Source organism: Hymenobacter sp. IS2118 (genome assembly GCF_000715495.1).
Lineage (GTDB): Bacteria > Bacteroidota > Bacteroidia > Cytophagales > Hymenobacteraceae > Hymenobacter.
This window is the reverse complement of record NZ_JNLX01000096.1, coordinates 1-18599: the sequence shown is the minus strand read 5'-3', so window position 1 is coordinate 18599 and position 18599 is coordinate 1. Positions and strand designations below refer to the sequence as shown.

The 18599-nt window shown below is 65.3% G+C and carries 7 protein-coding genes; 6 read left to right on the top strand and 1 reads right to left on the bottom strand.

Annotated features, from left to right (window positions below; genetic code table 11):
* Positions 1-87: 87 nt before the first annotated feature.
* Positions 88-1134, bottom strand: a complete 1047-nt coding sequence (locus tag GM79_RS08555; RefSeq protein WP_035562275.1) for an SPFH domain-containing protein — start codon at positions 1132-1134, stop codon at positions 88-90.
* 265 nt (positions 1135-1399) lie between these two features.
* On the opposite strand from GM79_RS08555, the gene GM79_RS08550 reads away from it, so the two are divergent.
* The 6 genes from GM79_RS08550 to GM79_RS08525 form a co-directional block, all read left to right on the top strand.
* The gene (locus tag GM79_RS08550) at positions 1400-2236 is read left to right on the top strand and encodes a S1 RNA-binding domain-containing protein (RefSeq protein ID WP_035562270.1); all 837 of its coding nucleotides are present in this window, start codon (positions 1400-1402) and stop codon (positions 2234-2236) included.
* Between the two features lie 365 nt (positions 2237-2601).
* Positions 2602-3255 carry an NAD(P)H-binding protein gene (locus GM79_RS08545; protein ID WP_035562342.1) on the top strand — a complete coding sequence of 218 codons (654 nt, stop codon included), beginning with the start codon at positions 2602-2604 and terminating at the stop codon, positions 3253-3255.
* Positions 3256-3385: 130 nt separating this feature from the next.
* Positions 3386-5395, top strand: a complete 2010-nt coding sequence (locus tag GM79_RS08540; RefSeq protein WP_081867638.1) for a tetratricopeptide repeat protein — start codon at positions 3386-3388, stop codon at positions 5393-5395.
* Positions 5396-6204: 809 nt separating this feature from the next.
* Positions 6205-7203 (top strand): hypothetical protein, encoded by a 999-nt coding sequence (locus GM79_RS08535; protein ID WP_035562265.1) that lies wholly within the window; start codon positions 6205-6207, stop codon positions 7201-7203.
* Between the two features lie 13 nt (positions 7204-7216).
* Complete coding sequence (locus GM79_RS08530) at positions 7217-17026, top strand: T9SS type A sorting domain-containing protein (protein WP_035562262.1); 9810 nt, start codon at positions 7217-7219, stop codon at positions 17024-17026.
* A 132-nt stretch (positions 17027-17158) separates the two neighbouring features.
* Positions 17159-18599: IS4 family transposase (locus tag GM79_RS08525; protein WP_035561561.1), on the top strand; the 1441-nt coding region annotated here is incomplete at its 3' end.

Here is an 18599-nt window from a genome sequence, read left to right as displayed (position 1 = left end):
TCTACCGCTTCGTCAGACCCGTCCAACGGTGCGGTAGAGATGCTTCGACTACGCTCAGCATGACGGCCTTTTTAAGCTGGATTTCTCCTAGCGGCGTGACGGCTTGGGCGCGTCGGCCGGTGGCGTGGGCGCGTCCTTCAGCAGGTTATCCAACAGGTCGGGGGTGATGTTGAGGGTGCCGATTTTGCCGGCGTTTTCGGCCAGCTCGCGGAAGGCCAGGGCGATGTTGAGGCGCGGGTCGGGGTTGTTTTGCAGGGCCGTGAGGGTGCGCCAGTCCAGGTCGCGGAAGGGCCGCAGGGTGGCTTCGGTCACGTAGCCCTGGGCATCGGCGGCCTGGCGCTGGTTGGCGGTTTGCTGGGTGAGGAGGTCGGCCCGGCTGGCTTCCACGGCGATGTCGGCCTGCACTTGCAGCTCGCGCAGCTTGCGGTCGTTGGCGGCGCGCTGGAGCTGGGCTTCCGAGCGTTTCTCGTCAATCTGCTTGCGCTTTTCTTCCACTGCGATGTCGGTATTCAGCTCGCTTTCCTTGATGCGGCGCTCCTGCTCCACGGCAAAATTGCGGCGCTCGTAGATGGCCTGGTCGGCTTCCTGCTGGAGGCGCTCGCGGGCCTCGGCTTCGAGGGCGCGCTCCATTTCGGGGGTGGCTTTCACGGCCAGGATGTTCACGCCCAGCACCTCGATGCCCAGCTGGGCCACGGCCGGCGAGCTTTGCAGCCCGGCCTGAATCTGCTCCTCAATGAACTTGTTCGACCGGATGGCGTCCTTCAGCGTGAGGCTGTGGACGTAGGCCGAGGTGGCGGCCTGGGCCTCGTTCACGAGGCGCTGGTTGAGCTTTTCGAGGTCGTTCTTTTTGTAGATGCCCGCGCTGTTGACCGTGAAATCGAGCAGCTCGGCCAGCTGGCGCGGGTCGCGCACCCGGTAGCTCAGCTGGCCCTGAATGGTGATGCTCTGGTAGTCGGCCGTGGTTTCGTTGAAGATGAACGGCAGGTCGTTGGAAGCCAGCGGCACGGCCGCGATGGAGCTGCTGAACGTGGAGTAGAAAAAGGCCAGCCCGCGCCCCTCACGCACCACTTTGCCGTTTTTGTACTGAATAACGTAGGTTATCGAATCGAATTTGGCGTAGCCGAGACCGAACATAAGGCGGGGGAATGGGGACGGCTCAAACTTACGGAAATAAGCGGGGCGGCTTCTCCTCAACAGCCAGGCTGAAATTACGAACGTCATGCTGAGCTTGTCGAAGCATCTCTACCGCTTCGTTGAATCGATTTGATTAGTTGCGCGGTAGAGATGCTTCGACAAGCTCAGCATGACGGGGAGGTTCCGCTCTGTCTGACGGGCGGGTATGTTATTCGCCCACTTCCTCCCGACCTTTGCCCTCCCAAACCTAAAAACCGCATACCCTATGGCCAGCCTCCTCCTCGGCGATTACAACGACCTCGAAGTAGCCCGCGAAACCAGCATCGGCCTCTACCTTACCTCCGACGACGGCGACCTGCTGCTGCCCGAAAAGTACGTGGAGGCCGGCACCCGCGTGGGCGACATCGTGCGCGTGTTCGTGTACCGCGACTCGGAAGACCGCCTCATTGCCACCAACCTGCGCCCCCTGGCCCTGGTGAATTCCTACGCCGGCCTCACGGTGCGGGACCACGGCCCGGCCGGCGCGTTCCTGGAGTGGGGCCTCGAAAAAGACCTGCTCCTGCCCTTCCGCAACCAGCGGCGCGACCTGCGCACCGGCGAGCGGGTGTTCGTGTACGTGTACCTCGACGAGGAAAGCGACCGCCTCGTGGCCAGCACCAAATGGAAGCAGTTCCTGAGCCAGGAGCCCTTCATCGGCGAGCCCGGCGACGCGGTGCGCCTGCTCGTAGCCGACGAAACCGAGCTGGGCTACCCCGTCATCGTGAACGGCACGCACCAGGGGCTGCTGTTTCACAACGAGGTATTCCGGCCCCTGCGCCTGGGCGAAATCCTGCCCGGCTTCCTGCGCCAGGTGCGGGCCGATGGCAAGCTCGACGTGCGCCTCCAAAAGGACGGCTACGGCGAAGTAGAATCGGCCACCGACACGCTGCTCAAAGCCATTCAAACCGCCCCCGGCGGGCGCCTGCCGCTGGGCGACAAAAGCCTGGCCGATGACGTGTACCGCCGCGTGGGCATGAGCAAAAAGGTGTTCAAAAAGGCGCTGGGCGCCCTGTTTCGGCAGGGCCTGGTACTGCTGGAGCCGGAAGCCACGGTGCTGAAGTAGCAACTTTGCCCGGCCTTGCTACCTGCGAGCGGCTGGGGCGCGTCTCTGACGCGTGCCTGATGTTTTCGAGCCGCTGGCTCGCGTCGTAGGCGTGTATGTAACGTCATGGCACCCGCCCGAGCCAGCGGCTCGAAGCCAATGGGCAGCGCGTCGGAGACGCGCGCCAGCCTCGCTGCGTAAGCCGGGGCGTTTCCAGGGCTGAAACGGTGGGGCCGCTACTGGCTTTATATTGCCGGTCAACTCCGCGCCGGAATCGCCGTTCAGTGAGTTCGCACGCTCTCGTTCGGACCGCTGGCTGAACTGAAATCTCTTCCTAAAAGGCCGGAAGCTTGTTGTTTAGCGAGCTTCCCATCACCCAATTCACCATGCGTAAAACTGCTTTACTTGCCGGGGCCACGGGCCTCATTGGTTCGCACCTCTTGCCGCTGCTGCTGGCCTCGGAGCGGTATTCGCGGGTGGTGGTGGTGGGGCGCACGGGCTTGTCGATGCTGCACCCCAAGCTCACGCAGGTGGTGGTTAATTTCGACCAGCTTGACGACATGCGCCAGCATCTTATTGCCGACGACGTGTTTTGCTGCCTGGGCACCACCCGAAAGCAGGCCGGGTCGAAGGAGGCCTTTTATAAGGTGGACTATACGTACGTCGTAAAACTGGCGGCTCTCACGGCCGGCAACTTTGCCGGGCAGCTGCTGGTAGTTTCCAGCCTGGGGGCCGACGCCGAAGCAACCGTTTATTACAGCAAAGTGAAGGGCGAGATGGAAGCCGCGGTGCGGAAGCTGCCGTTTCGCGCCATTCACATTTTCCGGCCCTCCCTGCTGCTGGGCGAACGGGAAAGCCCGCGCCTGGGCGAGCGGCTGGGCGCCGTAGCGCTGGGCCTGTTTGCGCCGCTGCTGCGCGGGCCACTGAAGCAGTACCGCCCCGTGGCCGCCGCTGCCGTGGCTGCTGCCATGCTGCGCGCCGCAGCGGAAGACGGCGGCGGCATCCGGGTACACGAATCGGAAGAGCTGACTCCGGCCTAAGCGAGCCGCGCGGCTTGGCTGGAATGGCTTTTTGCAGCTCCTGAAAAAACGAATTTATTGTATTTCCATATATTGCCGGACAGCGGCACGTCGGCCCGGTACGTCCGGTGCTGTAGGCTGCCTCGACAACATGGAAAAGCATTGGATGGGCGGCCCTTGGCCACGGCTGGGATTTACGCTGGTGCTGATAATGGGCCTCAGCGGCACGGGCCGGGGCCAGGCGCCGGCCCGCAACCCGCGCCTCGATTCGCTGGAAGCCCGCCTGCCCCAGGTGCCGCGTCCCGATACCAACCGGGTGAACACCCTGAACGAGCTGATTTGGGAAAACCGCGACAGCCACCCCCGCCGCTCCCTGGCCCTGGCCGTGGAGGCTCTGGCGCTGGGCGAGCGGCTGCAGTTCCGACGCGGCATTGCCAAAACCTACATTCTGCGCGGCATCATCTACGCCACCACCGGCCGCTTCGACGACGCCATTGCCGACTTCGAGCAGTGCCGCCGGCAGCGGGCCGCCCTCGGCGACTGGCAGGGCGTGGCCGGGGCCATCAACAACGTGGGCGAAGTGGAAGTGGAGCAGGGCCGCTACGCGGCGGCCGTGGCCCACTACGTGGAGGCCCTGCGCCTGGAGCAGCGCTACGGCACGCCCGAGCGCATTGCAGCCGACCTGGCCAACATCGGCACCGTGTATTTCCGGATGGGCCAGTACGACCAAGCCCTGGCCTACCAGCAGCAGTACCTGCGCCTGCCCGGCCGCGTAGTCGATGCCCACAACGACGCCCTGGCCTACCAGCTCATCGGGCAAACCTATGAGCAGCTGGCTCAGCCCGATTCGGCGCTGCACTACTTTGAGCGCGCCCTGGCCGCCAGCCGCGGCCGCGCCAACTGGCGCGGCGAAGGCCAGGCCGAGCTGGGGCGCGGGCGGGTGCTGGCCGCCCGGCAGCAATACGCCGCCGCCACCGCGGGCCTGGCGCGGGCCCTAGTGCTGGCCCGTAAAGCCGACGACCTTCCCACCTGCGCGGCCATATTCAGCGCGCAGGGCCAACTGGCCCTGCGCCAGCAAAAACCTGCCGAGGCCCGGCCGCAGTTCGCGGCGGCCTACGCGCTGAGCCGGCAGCTCAAAGCCCGCGAAGCCACCCGCGAGGCGCTGGCCGGCCTGGCCGCCACCGCCCGCCAGCAGGCCGACTACCGGGCGGCGGCGAATTACGGCGAGCAGCTGGCGGCCCTCAAAGACTCCTTGCTCACCGAAGCCAGCACCCGGCAGATTGCCGAAATGAACGTGCGCTACGAAACCGAGCAGAAAACTGCCGAAAACCGCCTGCAGGCCGCCCAGCTCCTTACGCAACAGCAGGTTATCCGGCGGCGCAACGTGCAGCTGGGGGCCGGGCTGGCGCTGGCGCTGCTGGGTGCGGGCCTGGCCTACTTGCTGTATGCGCGCCACCGACTGCGCCAGCGCCTGGAGCACGAGCAGGAGCGCCAGCTGCTGTACCAGCAGCGCACGGCGGCCGTGTTTGAGGCCGAGGAAAACGAGCGCCGCCGCATCGGCTCGGACCTGCACGACGGCGTGGGCCAACTCATAACGGCTGCCAAGCTCAACCTCAACGCCCTGGCCCGCGACCTCGACACGGCGCCGCCCGCCGCCCTGCACCTGCTGGTAGACAACGCCCTGAGCGTGCTCAACGAGTCGTACCGCGAGGTGCGCGACATCTCGCACAACCTCATGCCCAACGCCTTGCTGAAACAGGGCCTGGGGGCGGCGGTGCGCGATTTCCTGAGCAAAATGGTATCGGCCGACGGGCTGCGGGCCGAAGTGCAGCTGTTTGGACTGGACGAGCGGCTGCCGGCCCTGGTCGAGAGCGTGCTGTTCCGGGTGATTCAGGAGCTGGCACAGAACATCGTGAAGCACGCCCGCGCCACGGTCATTACCCTGCAGCTGGTGCGCAGCGCCGACGAGCTGACCATTATGGTGGAAGACAACGGCCAGGGCTTCGACCCGGCCGCGCTGCAGCCCGGTGCCGGCCTGGGCCTGTCCAACATCGAAACCCGGCTGGCCTACCTGGGCGGGCAGTTATTCATTGATGCCGCCATTGGGCGGGGCACCATTGTCACGCTCACGGTGCCGCTCCCGGTAGAAAACGCGGCGTAGGCCTGCGGGTCTTTTCAGGACCGTTGCACCAACAGGTGCATGAATAGCCCGCACCCCGCCAAATGATTTCGGGCTCAATTATAATCGGTCCGATTGAAGTGTAATCGGCCTCGGACGGCAGTTCGGAGCGCGGTTTTCGGGAGGAAGTTGCTCCGGGTACCAGTACTTATTGCGGGTGCCCGCTCAAGACAGACTCGCACCATGGGAAAGGCCTGGCACAGGCGGCGCAGGAATTCGAGCGGGGAAAGTGTCGGTTGGCGATGGCCACTTTGGAACAGGGAATTTGCCACGGGGCTTCGGCGCCGGAGGTTCCGTCCGTTAGGTGGCTATCGGTTTCAGACAAGGGCACCTACTCGCGGCAGCACCAACAGGCGTGGCCGCCGCCAGGTAGTACGCGCCGGGCGACGGCACGGCGTGGATTGGTGAACAACAGCTAAAAACGGGGAATTCGCTAATAGACGTTACGCATCAACAGGCTGGCGCGCCTCTCTGCATAACAGCAGTAACTGATAGCCAGCAGCCAGCACGCAGCAGGCACGGAAAAACAGGCACCCGCTACTCGTCCAACATTACTTTATTTAAATATTATTTCAATGATTAGGACAAATGTTATCCGTGCTGGTACGGAGGGGGAGCAGCTAAAAATACCCACCGGCACGGATTGTACCAGGCGGGCCTGAGCGGGACTTTTGTTATGGTCGGTTTTGCGCCATTCAAGCCCCTGGGCCGGAAACAATTCCGCATCCCATACCCGGCCCATTACGCTCGGTTTTCACTCCATTTCACCCCCCGTTTTATTGTTAAGTCCCATGAAAAACCTCTCCGCTTCCTTCCTCTTCGTACTGCTGGCGCTGGCCGGGCACCTGGCTTCGGCCCAAACCATTCGGCGCGTAAACAACAATGGCGTCACCGGCACCAACATCTACGCCGACATTCAGGCGGCCCACAACGCGGCGGCCAACGGCGACATCATTCAGGTAGAACCCTCCACCGTTACGTACGGCTCCCTGACCTGCACCAAGCAGCTCACCATCGTGGGCCCCGGCTATTTCCTGGCCGACAACCAGCCCCCGGCCCTGCAGGCCAACCCGATTCCGGCCACGATGAGCAGCATTACGTTTGCGGCGGGCAGCGACGGCACTTCAGTATCGGGCATGAGCTCGAACACGACGTGGTACATCAACGACGACAACATCTCCGTGCGGCGCTGCTACCTGACGGGCTACATCTACCTCGGCTTTGGGTCGGTGACGAACGGGACCATTATCCGGCAAAACTACTTCTACGGCTTGCTGGAATCGAGCCCCAGCACCAACTCGCTCATTACAAACAATATTTTCCTCTCGGGCTACATCTCGCTCACCGGGGCGGGCAACAGCGGCGAGTTCAGCAACAACTCGGTGGTGAACGGCTCGGTGAGCCTGAACAACTTCACGGTGCGCAACAACTACTTCGGCAGCGGCTTTACGCCTACGGCTAATACCAACTGGGCCTTTAACCTGCTGGCGCAGGCCACGCTGCCCACCGTGGGCACGGCCACCAACAACACGGCCAACGTGCCGGCCGCGTCGGTGTTTGCCCAAACGTCGGGCTCGCCGCAATACGACGGCTGGTACAAGCTGAAAACCGGCACCAACCCCGCCGTGGGCGCCGGCCAGGGCGGCGTTGATGTTGGGGCCACGGGCAGCGCCACTGGCAACGGCTACCGCTTTGGCGGACTGCCGGCCATTCCGGCCATTTACCAGCTCAACCAGACTGTGACGGGCAACTCGCTGAATGTGACCCTGGGCACGCGCTCCAACAACTAAGCTGCGCCTGTTCATGCAACGCTTTCCTCAACCCCGCCCCGCGCCGGGCGTATGGGGCACCGGCTGGCTGCTGCCGCTGGTGCTGCTGCTACTGCTGCTGCTTGGCGCCGCCTCGCGCAGCCACGGCCAGGCCACCATTGCCCGCGCCGAATACTTCCTCGACACCGACCCCGGCTTGGGGGCGGGCACCGCATTTACGCTGCCCGCGACGCCGGCGGCCAACCTGGCGAGCCTGTCGGCCACGGTACCACTGAGCGCTTTGAGCGCCGGCTTTCATACCCTGGGCGTGCGCAGCCGCGACGCCAACGGCGCGTGGAGCCTGACCAACCGCCGCACGTTTTACTACGAGCCCGCCGCCCTGGCCGCCCTGCCCAACGTGACGCGGGTGGAGTACTTCGTGGATACCGACCCTGGCCTTGGCAGCGCCACTACCGTGCCCATCACGGCCGCTACCGACGTGAGCGGCGTGGCCTTTACTGTGCCGCTGAGCGCCCTGAGCACCGGCTTCCACACGCTGGCCATTCGCAGCCGCGACGCCAACGGCAAGTGGAGCCTGACCAACCGCCGCACCTTTTACTACGAGCCCGCCGCGCTGGCCGCCCTGCCCAACGTGACGCGGGTGGAATATTTCGTGGACACCGACCCCGGCTTTGGCAGCGCCACGAGCGTGCCCATTACGGCGGCGGCCGATGTGAGCGGCGTGGCCTTTACCGTGCCGCTGAGCGCCCTGAGCACCGGCTTCCACACGCTGGCCATTCGCAGCCGCGACGCCAATGGCAAGTGGAGCCTGACCAACCGCCGCACCTTTTACTACGAGCCGGCCGCGCTGGCCACCCTGCCCAACGTGACGCGGGTGGAGTACTTCGTGGACACCGACCCCGGCCTTGGCAGCGGCACTACCGTACCCATCACGGCGGCGGCCGATGTGAGCGGCGTGGCCTTCGTGGTGGCGCTGGGTAGCGTGAGCGCGGGCTTCCACACCCTGAACGTGCGCAGTCGCGACGCCAATGGCAAGTGGAGCCTGACCAACCGCCGCACCTTTTATTACGAGCCCGTGCTGGCCGCCGCGTCCAACGTGAACCGGATTGAGTATTACTTCGACACCGACCCTGGCTTTGGCAGCGCCACCAGCGCGCCGGTGCCCACGCCGGCACCGGACTTGCCTAACTTCAGCCTCGTGGCCGACGCCAGCGGACTGGCCGATGGCGCCCACCGCCTGTTTATTCGCAGCCGCGACGCCACCGGCAAGTGGAGCCTGGTGAGCAGCCGCGACTTCGTGAAAAACGGCTGCGCCTCCTCTCAAAACCTGACCGCCGGGCTGCCCGCTGGCAGCTACAACGCAGGTGGCGCGGTGGGCAATTCCCCGGAGCTGGCTTTCAATACCGAACCCGCCGCGCCCAACACGGGCAACGCGACGTACGTGTACAATGGCGCCGTCATTCAGGCCGACATGGGGTCGGCCCAGACCATCAGTGAGGTGCGGGTGCGGTTCACCAACTCGGGCACGCCCACCAACTTCACGCTCCAGATTCAGACCGCCACCAGCACGGCCGGCACGTTCACGACGGTGGATACCTACACGGCTACTTTCAATGCCTCACAGACTTACACCGTGGTACGCACCCTGGCCACGCCCGCTACCAACGCGCGGGTGCTGCGCTTCGTGTTCCAGAGCACCGGCGGTAACTACACCATCGTGTCGGGCGCGGGCGCTTACTTCTTTAACTGCGCCAGCCCGAGCATCACCAGCTTCACGCCCACGGGCGGCGGGGCGGGCACCAGCGTCGTGCTCACGGGCACCAACCTGAGCGGCGCCACGGCCGTGACGTTTAACGGCGTTCCGGCCGCGGCCGGCACCATCACCGGCAACACCGCCACCGGCCTCACCGTGACGGCCCCGGCCGGCGGCACCACCGGCCCCATCTGCGTGACCACGCCGGCCGGCACGGCCTGCTCGGCGGGCAGCTTCGCGTATCCGCCCAGCATTGCCACCGGCACGGTGTCACGCGCGGCGTTTTGCAGCAGCACCTTTATTCAGGTGCCTTTCTCGACGAATACGGCCGACTACGGCGCGGGCAACCAGTTCCGGTTTCAGCTTTCCGATGCCAGTGGCAACTTCACGGCCGGCTCCCGGCTCTACGGCAATCTGATTAGCATTAACGCCAGCGGCGGCATTCTGAGCGATACCGTGGCCTTCCGCACGCCGGCCGGCACCGGCTACCGGGTGCGCGTGGTGGCCTCGAACCCCGCCATCACGGGCAGCACCAACGGCACGAATCTGACCATTTATGGTACCCCGGCGGCCACGGCCAGCGCCAGCTCGCCGGTGGCCTTCGGCGGCACCATTCAACTGGTGGCCCAGCCCCTGGGGCAGAGCGCCTACCAGTGGTACGTGGCCTACACCAGCGGCGGCACGGCCTACGTGGGCGCGGGCCAGACCCTGAACCTCACCAACGCCCAGCCCACGCAAAGCGGCAAGTACTTCGTGTACGTGAGCAGCTCCAACGGCTGCCAGGACTCGGCCAGCGTGCGGGTGCTGGTGCAGCCCAATGCCGTGCCGGTGCTCACCATGAGCCAGTTTGGCTTCAATGGCTGCGCGGGCAGCACGTTCAACATCGGCTTTTCGGTGACGGGCAACAACTTCGCCAACGGCAATACCATTTCGGCCCAGCTTTCGAGCGCCAGCGGCTCGTTTGCCGCGCCCACGGTGATTGGCTCGGCGGCTTTCACGGGGCAGGGCTCGGCGGCGGTTTCCGTTACCATTCCTACCTCTACGGGCACGGGTTCGGGCTACCGTATCCGGCTGGTGGGCTCGAACCCGGCCATCATCAGCACGACGGACAACGGCTCGAACCTGAGCATTACGACGCAGCCCACGGCCTCGGCCAGCAGCAATTCGCCGGTGGCCTACAACGGCACCGTGCAGCTCTCGGCCCAAACCGTGGCCGGCGCCTCGTACTTCTGGACCGGGCCGGGCTTTTCCTCCGGTGTGCAAAACCCGACCATCGCAAACGCCACGCCCGGCAACAGCGGCATCTACACCCTGTACGTGACGGTGAACGGCTGCCAGAGCCCCGGCTCGGCCACGACCGTGACGGTGAACCCTTCGGCACAGCCCATTCTGGCGGTGGCGCAGTTCGGCGGCTCGCTTTGCCCCGGCACCAACCTGAGCATCGGCTTTTCGGTGACGGGCAACACCTTTGCCAGCGGCAACGTGATTACGGCCCAGCTCTCGAATGCCAGCGGCTCGTTCGCGGCGCCGGTGAACATTGGCGCTATAAACTTCAGCGGGCAGGGCGGCAGCTCGATTTCGGCCACGATTCCGCAGAATACCACGGCCGGTACGGGCTACCGCATCCGGCTGGTGGGCTCGAACCCCGGCGTGACCAGCACCACTGATAACGGCACGAACCTGACCGTGCCCGTGACCCTCGTGGCCACGGCCGGCAGCAACTCGCCCGTCACGGCTGGCGGCACGCTGCAGCTGAGTGCCGGCCCCAACGGCGCGGCCCTCTACCAGTGGACGGTGGCCTACACGGCCGGCGGCACGGCCTTCATCAGCAACCAGCAAAACCCGTCGTTCAACAACATCACCACGGCTTCGTCGGGGGTGTACACCGTGACGGTGACGCAGGGTGGCTGCCAAAGCACGGCTTCGACCTCAGTCATCGTGAACCCACCGACCACGACCACGCTGGCGATGGGTGCGTTCGCGGGACAGTTTTGCGCGGGCAGCTCCTACTCCGCGAGTTTCACGGTAGGCGGCGCGGGCCTGAGCAGCGGCACCATCACGGCGCAGCTTTCGAACGCCAGCGGCTCGTTTGCCACCCCGGTGAGCATCGGCAGCACTACCTTCAACGGCACGGGCGGCGGCAGCCTGGGCTACACGCTGCCGGCCAGTGCCAGCGGCGGCACGGCCTACCGCATTCGCCTGGTGAGCACCAGCCCGGCCCTGACCAGCAACGACAACGGCAGCAACCTTACTATCAGCAACCTGACGAACGTGACGGCCAGCAGCAACTCACCGGTGGCGGCGGGCGCCACCATCCTGTTCAGCTCGGCGGGCGTGCCATCCGGCGCGACCATTGGCTGGACCGGCCCGAACAGCTTCAGCAGCGGCCTGGCCAACCCCAGCCTGGCCAATGCCAACGCCAGCAACGCGGGCACCTACAGCTTCACGGCCAGCCTGAACGGCTGCTCGGTGACGCGGCAGGTAACGGTGAGCGTGGGCGCGGTCGTGGCTTCGCTGAGCACGAACAGCTTCGGCGGCAGCTTCTGCCCCGGCGCGGCCCTCACGGTGCCTTTCACGGCCAGCGGCTTTAGCGGCGGCAACGTGTTCACGGCGCAGCTCTCCAACGCCAGCGGCAGCTTCGGCGCGCCGGTGAATATTGGTACCCTGAGCGGCACGGGCAGCGGCAGCATCGCGGCTACCATTCCGCTGAGCACGGCGGCCGGCAGCGGCTACCGGGTGCGCGTGGTGGCCAGCAGCCCGGCCACGACCAGCAGCACCAACAACGGCACCAACCTGACCGTGGGCGCGATTACCTACGTCTGGACCGGCGGCACTTCCAACGACTGGTTTAATGGCCTGAACTGGAGCTGCGGGCAGGTGCCCGGCAGCACGAGCGTGGTCATCATTCCCGGCGGCCTCACTACGTATCCTACCGTGAGCGGCGGCCTGGGCCTGGCCCTGAACCTGACCGTGCAAACCGGCGCCACCCTCACCTTTGGCACGGGCGGCAACTTCGCCCTCTACGGCAACGTGGTGTACAATGGCAACTGCTACCCCACCCGCAGCAGCACCTGGACGTTTGCCGGCAGCGGCACCCAGACGGTGAGCGGCACGGCCCCGATTCAGTTCGGCAACCTGGTGATTAACGCTGGCGTGACCTTGCAGGCGGCCAACATCATCTGCGTGTATGGCAACTGGACCAACAACGGCAATTTCCTGAACGGCGGCAGCAGCTACGGCGTGGTGTTCAACGGCCCCAACGGCTTCACGCAGGTGATTGGCGGCTCGGTGGTGACGAACTTCTACAACGTGACGATTGACGCCACCACGACCGTGAACCTGGGCCTGAACACAACCTTCGCCGGCAACTTCGTGGTGGATGGCATCTTCGGGGCCGGCAGCTACGGCGTGGTATTCAACGGCACGGTGGCTCAGACGCTGGGCGGCAGCGGCAACTCCACGTTTGCCAGCATCACCATCAACAACCTGGTGAGTCTGACGCTGGTGGACAACATCACGGTGCTGGGCAACTGGATAAACAACGGCGTGTTCGTGGGCGGCTCGTACTCGGTGATTTTCGCCGGCACGGTGGCCCAGCTTATCGGCGGCACCGCCGTAACGAACTTCTACAACGTGGTTTTCCAGAACCTGATTTCGGTGACGCTTAACCAGAACATTTACGTGCTGGGCAGCTTCGCGAACACGGGCGTTTTCTACGGCTACCAGGTGCTGGGCGGCGTGACGACGGGCTACTTCGTGCGCTTCGGCGGCACGGTGGCGCAGGTTATCAACGCCAACGCCACCACGTACTTCTACCACTTCTACGTGGGCAACGCGGCGGGCGTGACCCTGGCCACCAACATCTACATCGCCGGCAACTACTACCTGTATTCGGGTAGCTTCGCGCCGGGCCTGTTCACGGTGTATTTCAACGGCACCGGCGGACTGGTGCAGACGGTGGGCGGCTACACCGGCCTCAGCTTTTATGGCTGGAACATCGGTAGCGGCTCCTTCGTCCGGCTGATTCAGAACGTGACCTGGCTGGGCAACTTCGCCAACGCGGGCACTTTCTACGGCTACAACCTGGTGGGCGGCGTGTATACCGGCTACACCGCCGTATTCGGCGGCTCCGGGGCGCAAAGCCTGAGCGGCGCGGGCGTGTACGAGTTCTGGCACGTGACCTGGAACAACCTGGCGGGCATCACGCTCAACCAGAACATCAGCGTGTGGGGCAACTGGCTCAACAACGGCGGCTACTTCGCCAACGGCTACCTGGTGAACTTCATCGGCAACGTGGCCCAGCTCATTGGCGGCTCGGTGAACACGCTCTTCCACCACGTCACGGTTACCAACCCGGTGTCGGTGTCGCTCAACCAGGCCATTACGGTGCTTGGCAACTGGGCCGGCGCGGGCCGGTTCCTCGGCAACGGCTACCTGGTGTACTTCAATGGCACGGCAGCCCAAACCATCTTCTGCGGGCTGAACACGCGCTTTTTCGACCTGCGGCTTAACAACCCGGTGAGCGTCACGCTGCTCTCGAACATCTACGTGAACGGCAGCTGGACCCATGACGGCGGCTTTGTGGCCAACGGCTACACGGTGTTCTTCGGCGGCGCGGCCACGCAGCTCATCGCGGGCACCGTGCAGACAATTTTCCACCATGTGAACATCGCCACCGGAGCCACCGTGCAAATCAACCGCAGCATCACGCTGCTCGGCAACTGGTTCAACAACGGCAGCTTCCTGGCTAATAACCTGCTGGTGTACTTCAACGGCACGGTGGCGCAGCTCGTGGGCGGCTCGTCCGTCACGAACTTCTTCAACGTGACCTTCAACAACGCCGTGCGCGTGACCTTGAACCAGAACATCTACGTGCTGGGGCAATTCATCAACTCTGGCGTGTTTTATGGCTACCAGGGCGCTACGGGCTACTTCGTGCGCTTCGGTGGCACGGTGGCCCAGACAATTACGGCCAACGCCACCACCTACTTCCACCACTTCTACGCCGACAACGCGGCGGGCGTGACCTTGAGCAGCAACGTGTACATCGCGGGTAATTACTACCTGTATTCGGGCTTCTTCACCCCCGGCGCATTCACGGTGTTCTTCAACGGCACCGGCGGACTGGTGCAGACGGTGGGCGGCTACACCGGCCTCTCGTTCCACGGCTGGAACATCGCCAGCGGCTCCTTCGTCCGGCTGATTCAGAACGTGACCCTGCTGGGCAACTTCGCCAACGCGGGCACTTTCTACGGCTACAACCTGGTGGGCGGCGTGTACACCGGCTACACCTTCGCCTTTGGCGGCTCGGTGGCGCAGAGCCTGACCGGCGCAGGCGTGTACGACTTCTGGCACCTGACCTGGAACAACCTGGCGGGCGTCACACTCAACCGCAACATCGGCCTGCGCGGCAACTGGCTGCACTACGGCGGCTTCCTGGCCAATGGCTACCTGGTGACGTTTGGCGGCAACACGCTGCAGCTGATTGGCGGCACGGTGGCCACCATCTTCCACCACTTCACCATTGCCACGGGCGCCACGGTGCGACAGGATTTGGGCATCACGCTGCTGGGCAACTGGACCAACAACGGCGGGTTCAACGCGAATTCATTGCTGACCTACTTCAACGGCACGGCGCTGCAAACCATCGCCGGCACGGCCCTGACCACCTTCTACGACGTGACGTTTAACAACGCCGTGAACGTGAGCCTGGGCCAGAACATCGACGTGGTGCACAACTTCGTGAACTCCGGCGGCTACTGCGGCTGCGGCTTCCGCACCCGCTTCAACGGCAGCACGCCCCAGAGCATCAGCTGCACCTCGAGCCGCACCCACTTCCACGACCTCACCTTTGCCAACCTGACCGGCGTTACGCTGCTCGACGGCATCTACGTGAGCGGCCTGTGGGTGAACAACGGCGGCTATATCGCGAATAACAAAACCGTTATTTTCGATGGCACGGTGCTGCAAACCATCGGCGGCTCGGTGGGCACGGCGTTCTACAACGTGGGCATCACCAACGCGGTGAACGTGCAATTGCTGCGCGACATCACGGTGGCCGGCTTCTGGAACAACACCGGCATCTTCCGCGGCAATGGCTTCGGCGTCACCTTCAACGGCACGGTGCTGCAAACCATCAGCACCACCGGCGCGCTGGCCCGCAGCTACTTCCACCACATCACCTGGGCCAACCTGGTGGGCTGTGTGCTGGGCGGCGATGTGTACGTGGCGGGCAACTGGCTCTGCAACGGGCCCTTCAACCCGGCCACCTACACGGTGTACTTCAACGGCACGGTGGCGCAGTCCTGCGGCGGCTCGCAGCAGCTCCGCTTCTTCGGCCTGAACTGCTCGAACCCCGCCGGCGTCACCTACAACGGTCCGGTGTACCTGCTCGGCAACTTCGTGAACACCGGCCTGGTGAATTGCGGCGCCTACGCCTGGTACTGCACCGGCACGGCCCCGCAAACCATCGGCGGCGTTTCGGCCACGCCCACGCGCTTCTACGACCTGCTCATTCAGAACGCCACCGGCGTCACGGCCACCGACAACTGGTTCGTAACCCACGTCCTGACCCCGACCACCGGCAACCTCGCTTCCAACGGCCACCTTACCCTCACCAGCAATGCCACCGGCACGGCCATGGTGGTGAACCCCGTGGGCGGCGGGCTGGTAACCGGCGTTTCGACGATGGAGCGCTTCATCACGGGCCTGAGCGGCGCCCCCGGCTACCGCCACTATTCCTCGCCCATGAAGCTGAGCGCCAACGGCATCAGCACCACGGTGCAGGAGTTTGCCGACGACCTGCCGGTGTTCGAGCTGAACCCGGCCTACAACACCGTGGGCAACGCGGCCCAGCCCTTCCCCACCCTCTTCAAGTACGACGAGACGCGCATCACCGCCGCCAAGCCAACTTTTGACGACGGGTTTATGGTGCCCACGGCCAACGAGGACCTGGTGCCCCTGCGCGGCTACACCGCCCAAACCCTGCCCACCACCACGGTGGACATTTCGGGCCTGCTGCAAACCGGCAGCGTAAGCTACTCGCTGAGCCGCGGCAGCCAGGCCAAATCGGGCTGGCAGCTGCTGGGCAACCCCTACCCCGCCCCGATGGACTGGGACGTGGTGCGCAACACCACGGGTATGCTCAGCGGCGTGGCCGATGCCCTCTACGTGTTCCAGCCCAGCGGCAAGTACACCGGCACCTACAAAACCTACGTGAACGGCTTCGGCCAAAACGGCGGCAGCAAGGACCTGGCCGCCATGCAGGGCTTCTTCGTGCGGGCCACCGCTCCCACGGCCTCGGTGAGCTTCACCAACGCCGTGCGGGCTACCAGCTACGTTTCGCCAACCTTCAGCCGCCCCACTCCGAGCAGCAACCCCAGCCCGGCCCTGCGCCTGCTGGCCCGCAACGTAGCCAACGGCACCGCCGACGAAGCGGTTATCTACTTCGAAGCCGGGGCTGAGCTGGGCTTCTCGGCCCGGCACGATGCCTACAAGGTGCAGCTCAACGGCGATGGCCGGCCCAGCCTCTGGAGCCAGACCGGCACCGAGAACTTCGCCATCAACGGCCTGCCCGACCTGACCACGGCCCCCACCATTCCGCTGGGCGTGCGCGTGAGCAAGGACGGCGTGCACCGCCTCGTGCTCAGCGAGCTGGCCAACGTGCCCGCCGGCACGCAGGTGTGGCTGGAAGACCGGGTGCTGAACCGTCGCCAGAACCTGGCCGCCGCCCCCGACAGCGCCTACACCTTCACGATGCTGGCCAAAGACACCGGCCCGCGCTTCTACCTCAACTTCCGGCCCGGCACGGTGCTGGCCACTACCACCGGCCAGCTGGCTGCCCGCACGGCGCTCTACCCCAACCCCACCACCGGCAAAGCCATCCTGGACCTGGCCGGCCTACGCAACCAAGGCGCGGTGCGCGTGGAAGTGGTGAACGTGCTGGGCCAGACCGTGCAGCAGCGTAGCAGCCGCCTCCAGCAAGGTGCCCTCACCGAAACCCTGGACCTGAGCAGCCTGCCCACGGGCGTCTACACCGTCCGCATCCACGCCCAGGAGGGCACGGTGGTGAAGCGCCTGGTGAAGGAATAAGCGGCCGTAACATGAGAAACGAAAAGCCTCGCCAGTATCTGGCTTGTCCTTACCCACATCTTTGAAAAGCGCCGGCCAACAGGTCGGCGCTTTTTTGTGGGTTCTTGCGGGGCCGGCTTAGTAGCTTGCGAGATGAGTATTTCGACGCATTTCTGCGACCCGCAGCTGTGGGCGCAGACGCATTTTGGGGGCACGGTGTTGGGCGATGCCCGCCGCAGCCGACGGGTGGTGCAGTTGGCCGCCGGTTGGGCCCGGCAGCCGGGGGCCACCATTCCGCAGTTGGGGACCGGCCAGGCGGGGGCCAGTAAAGCGGCGTATCGCTTGCTGGGCGGTGCAAGGGCCACGCCCGAGGCGCTGCAGGGGGCGCATCAGGCCGTGGTTCGCCAAGCGCTACAGGAGCCGGGCACCTACCTGCTGGTCGAAGACACGAGCGAACTGAGCTGGCCCGAAGCCGACGAGCGCCGGCCCGGCCTGGGGCCGGTCGGGCCGGGCAAGGCCACGAGCCAGGGCGTACTGCTGCACTCGTTGGTGGCCGCCGGCTGGCCGGTGCAGGACCCCGACCCGGCCGCCAAACGGCCCGCCCTGCCGCTGCTGGGCCTGTTGGACCAGCAGTTTCACGTCCGTCAACCGGTGCCGGAGGCCGAAAAAGACCATCTCCACGGCGGCTCGCGCCTGCGCCAGGGCCGGGTCCGCGAATCGGCGCTCTGGTCCCGGAGCTTGCGCAACGTGGGCAGCCCGCCACCGGACGCGCGCTGGGTGGTGGTGGCCGACCGCGGGGCCGACATCTACGAGCACCTGCAGCAGTGCCGGGCCCAGGGCCTGGGCTTCGTGGTGCGCGCCGCCCAGGACCGGGCCCTGGTGGCCGGCGCCGACAAAGCGCCCGCCGGGCGGCTCTTCGCCGTGGCGCGGGCCCAGCCCTCGGCGGGCCAGTTGACCCTGGCCTTGCGTGGCCGGCCGGGCCAGCCGGCCCGCGAAGTGCTGCTCCAGGTCAGTTTCAGCCCCCCGCTGGCCCTGCGTGCGCCCCAGCGACCGGGCGCGGCGACGGGCAAAGGGGACCCGGTTCCCTGCGCCCTGGTACGGGTCTGGGAAGCCGCCCAAGTCGGGGACACAGGCCCGGCCACGCCCGCCCTGGAATGGCTGCTGCTCTGCGACCAACCCATCACGGATTTTGCCCAGGCCCACGCCTGCGCCCGGCAGTACGTGAGCCGCTGGCTCATCGAGGACTTTCACAAAGCCCTGAAAACGGGCCTGGGGGCCGAAAAGCTCCAGCTCCAAACCGCTGACCGTCTTTTTGCCGCCGTCGCCCTGCTCAGCGTGGTCGCATTGGCGCTAGTGGATATGCGCGAAAAAAGTCGCCTCCAACCCGACTTGCCGGCGACGGCAGCGGGGCTGGAAGCGACTTTTTTACAGGTCCTCACGCTGCGCAGTTCACGACCCGTGCAGACTGTGCGCGACGTGTATTATGCCTTGGCTGGCCTGGGCGGCCACCTGGGCCGCAAAGGCGACGGACCACCTGGCTGGCAAACCCTCTGGCGCGGCCTGATGAGCCTGCGCTTACTCGTCGAAGGCGTCC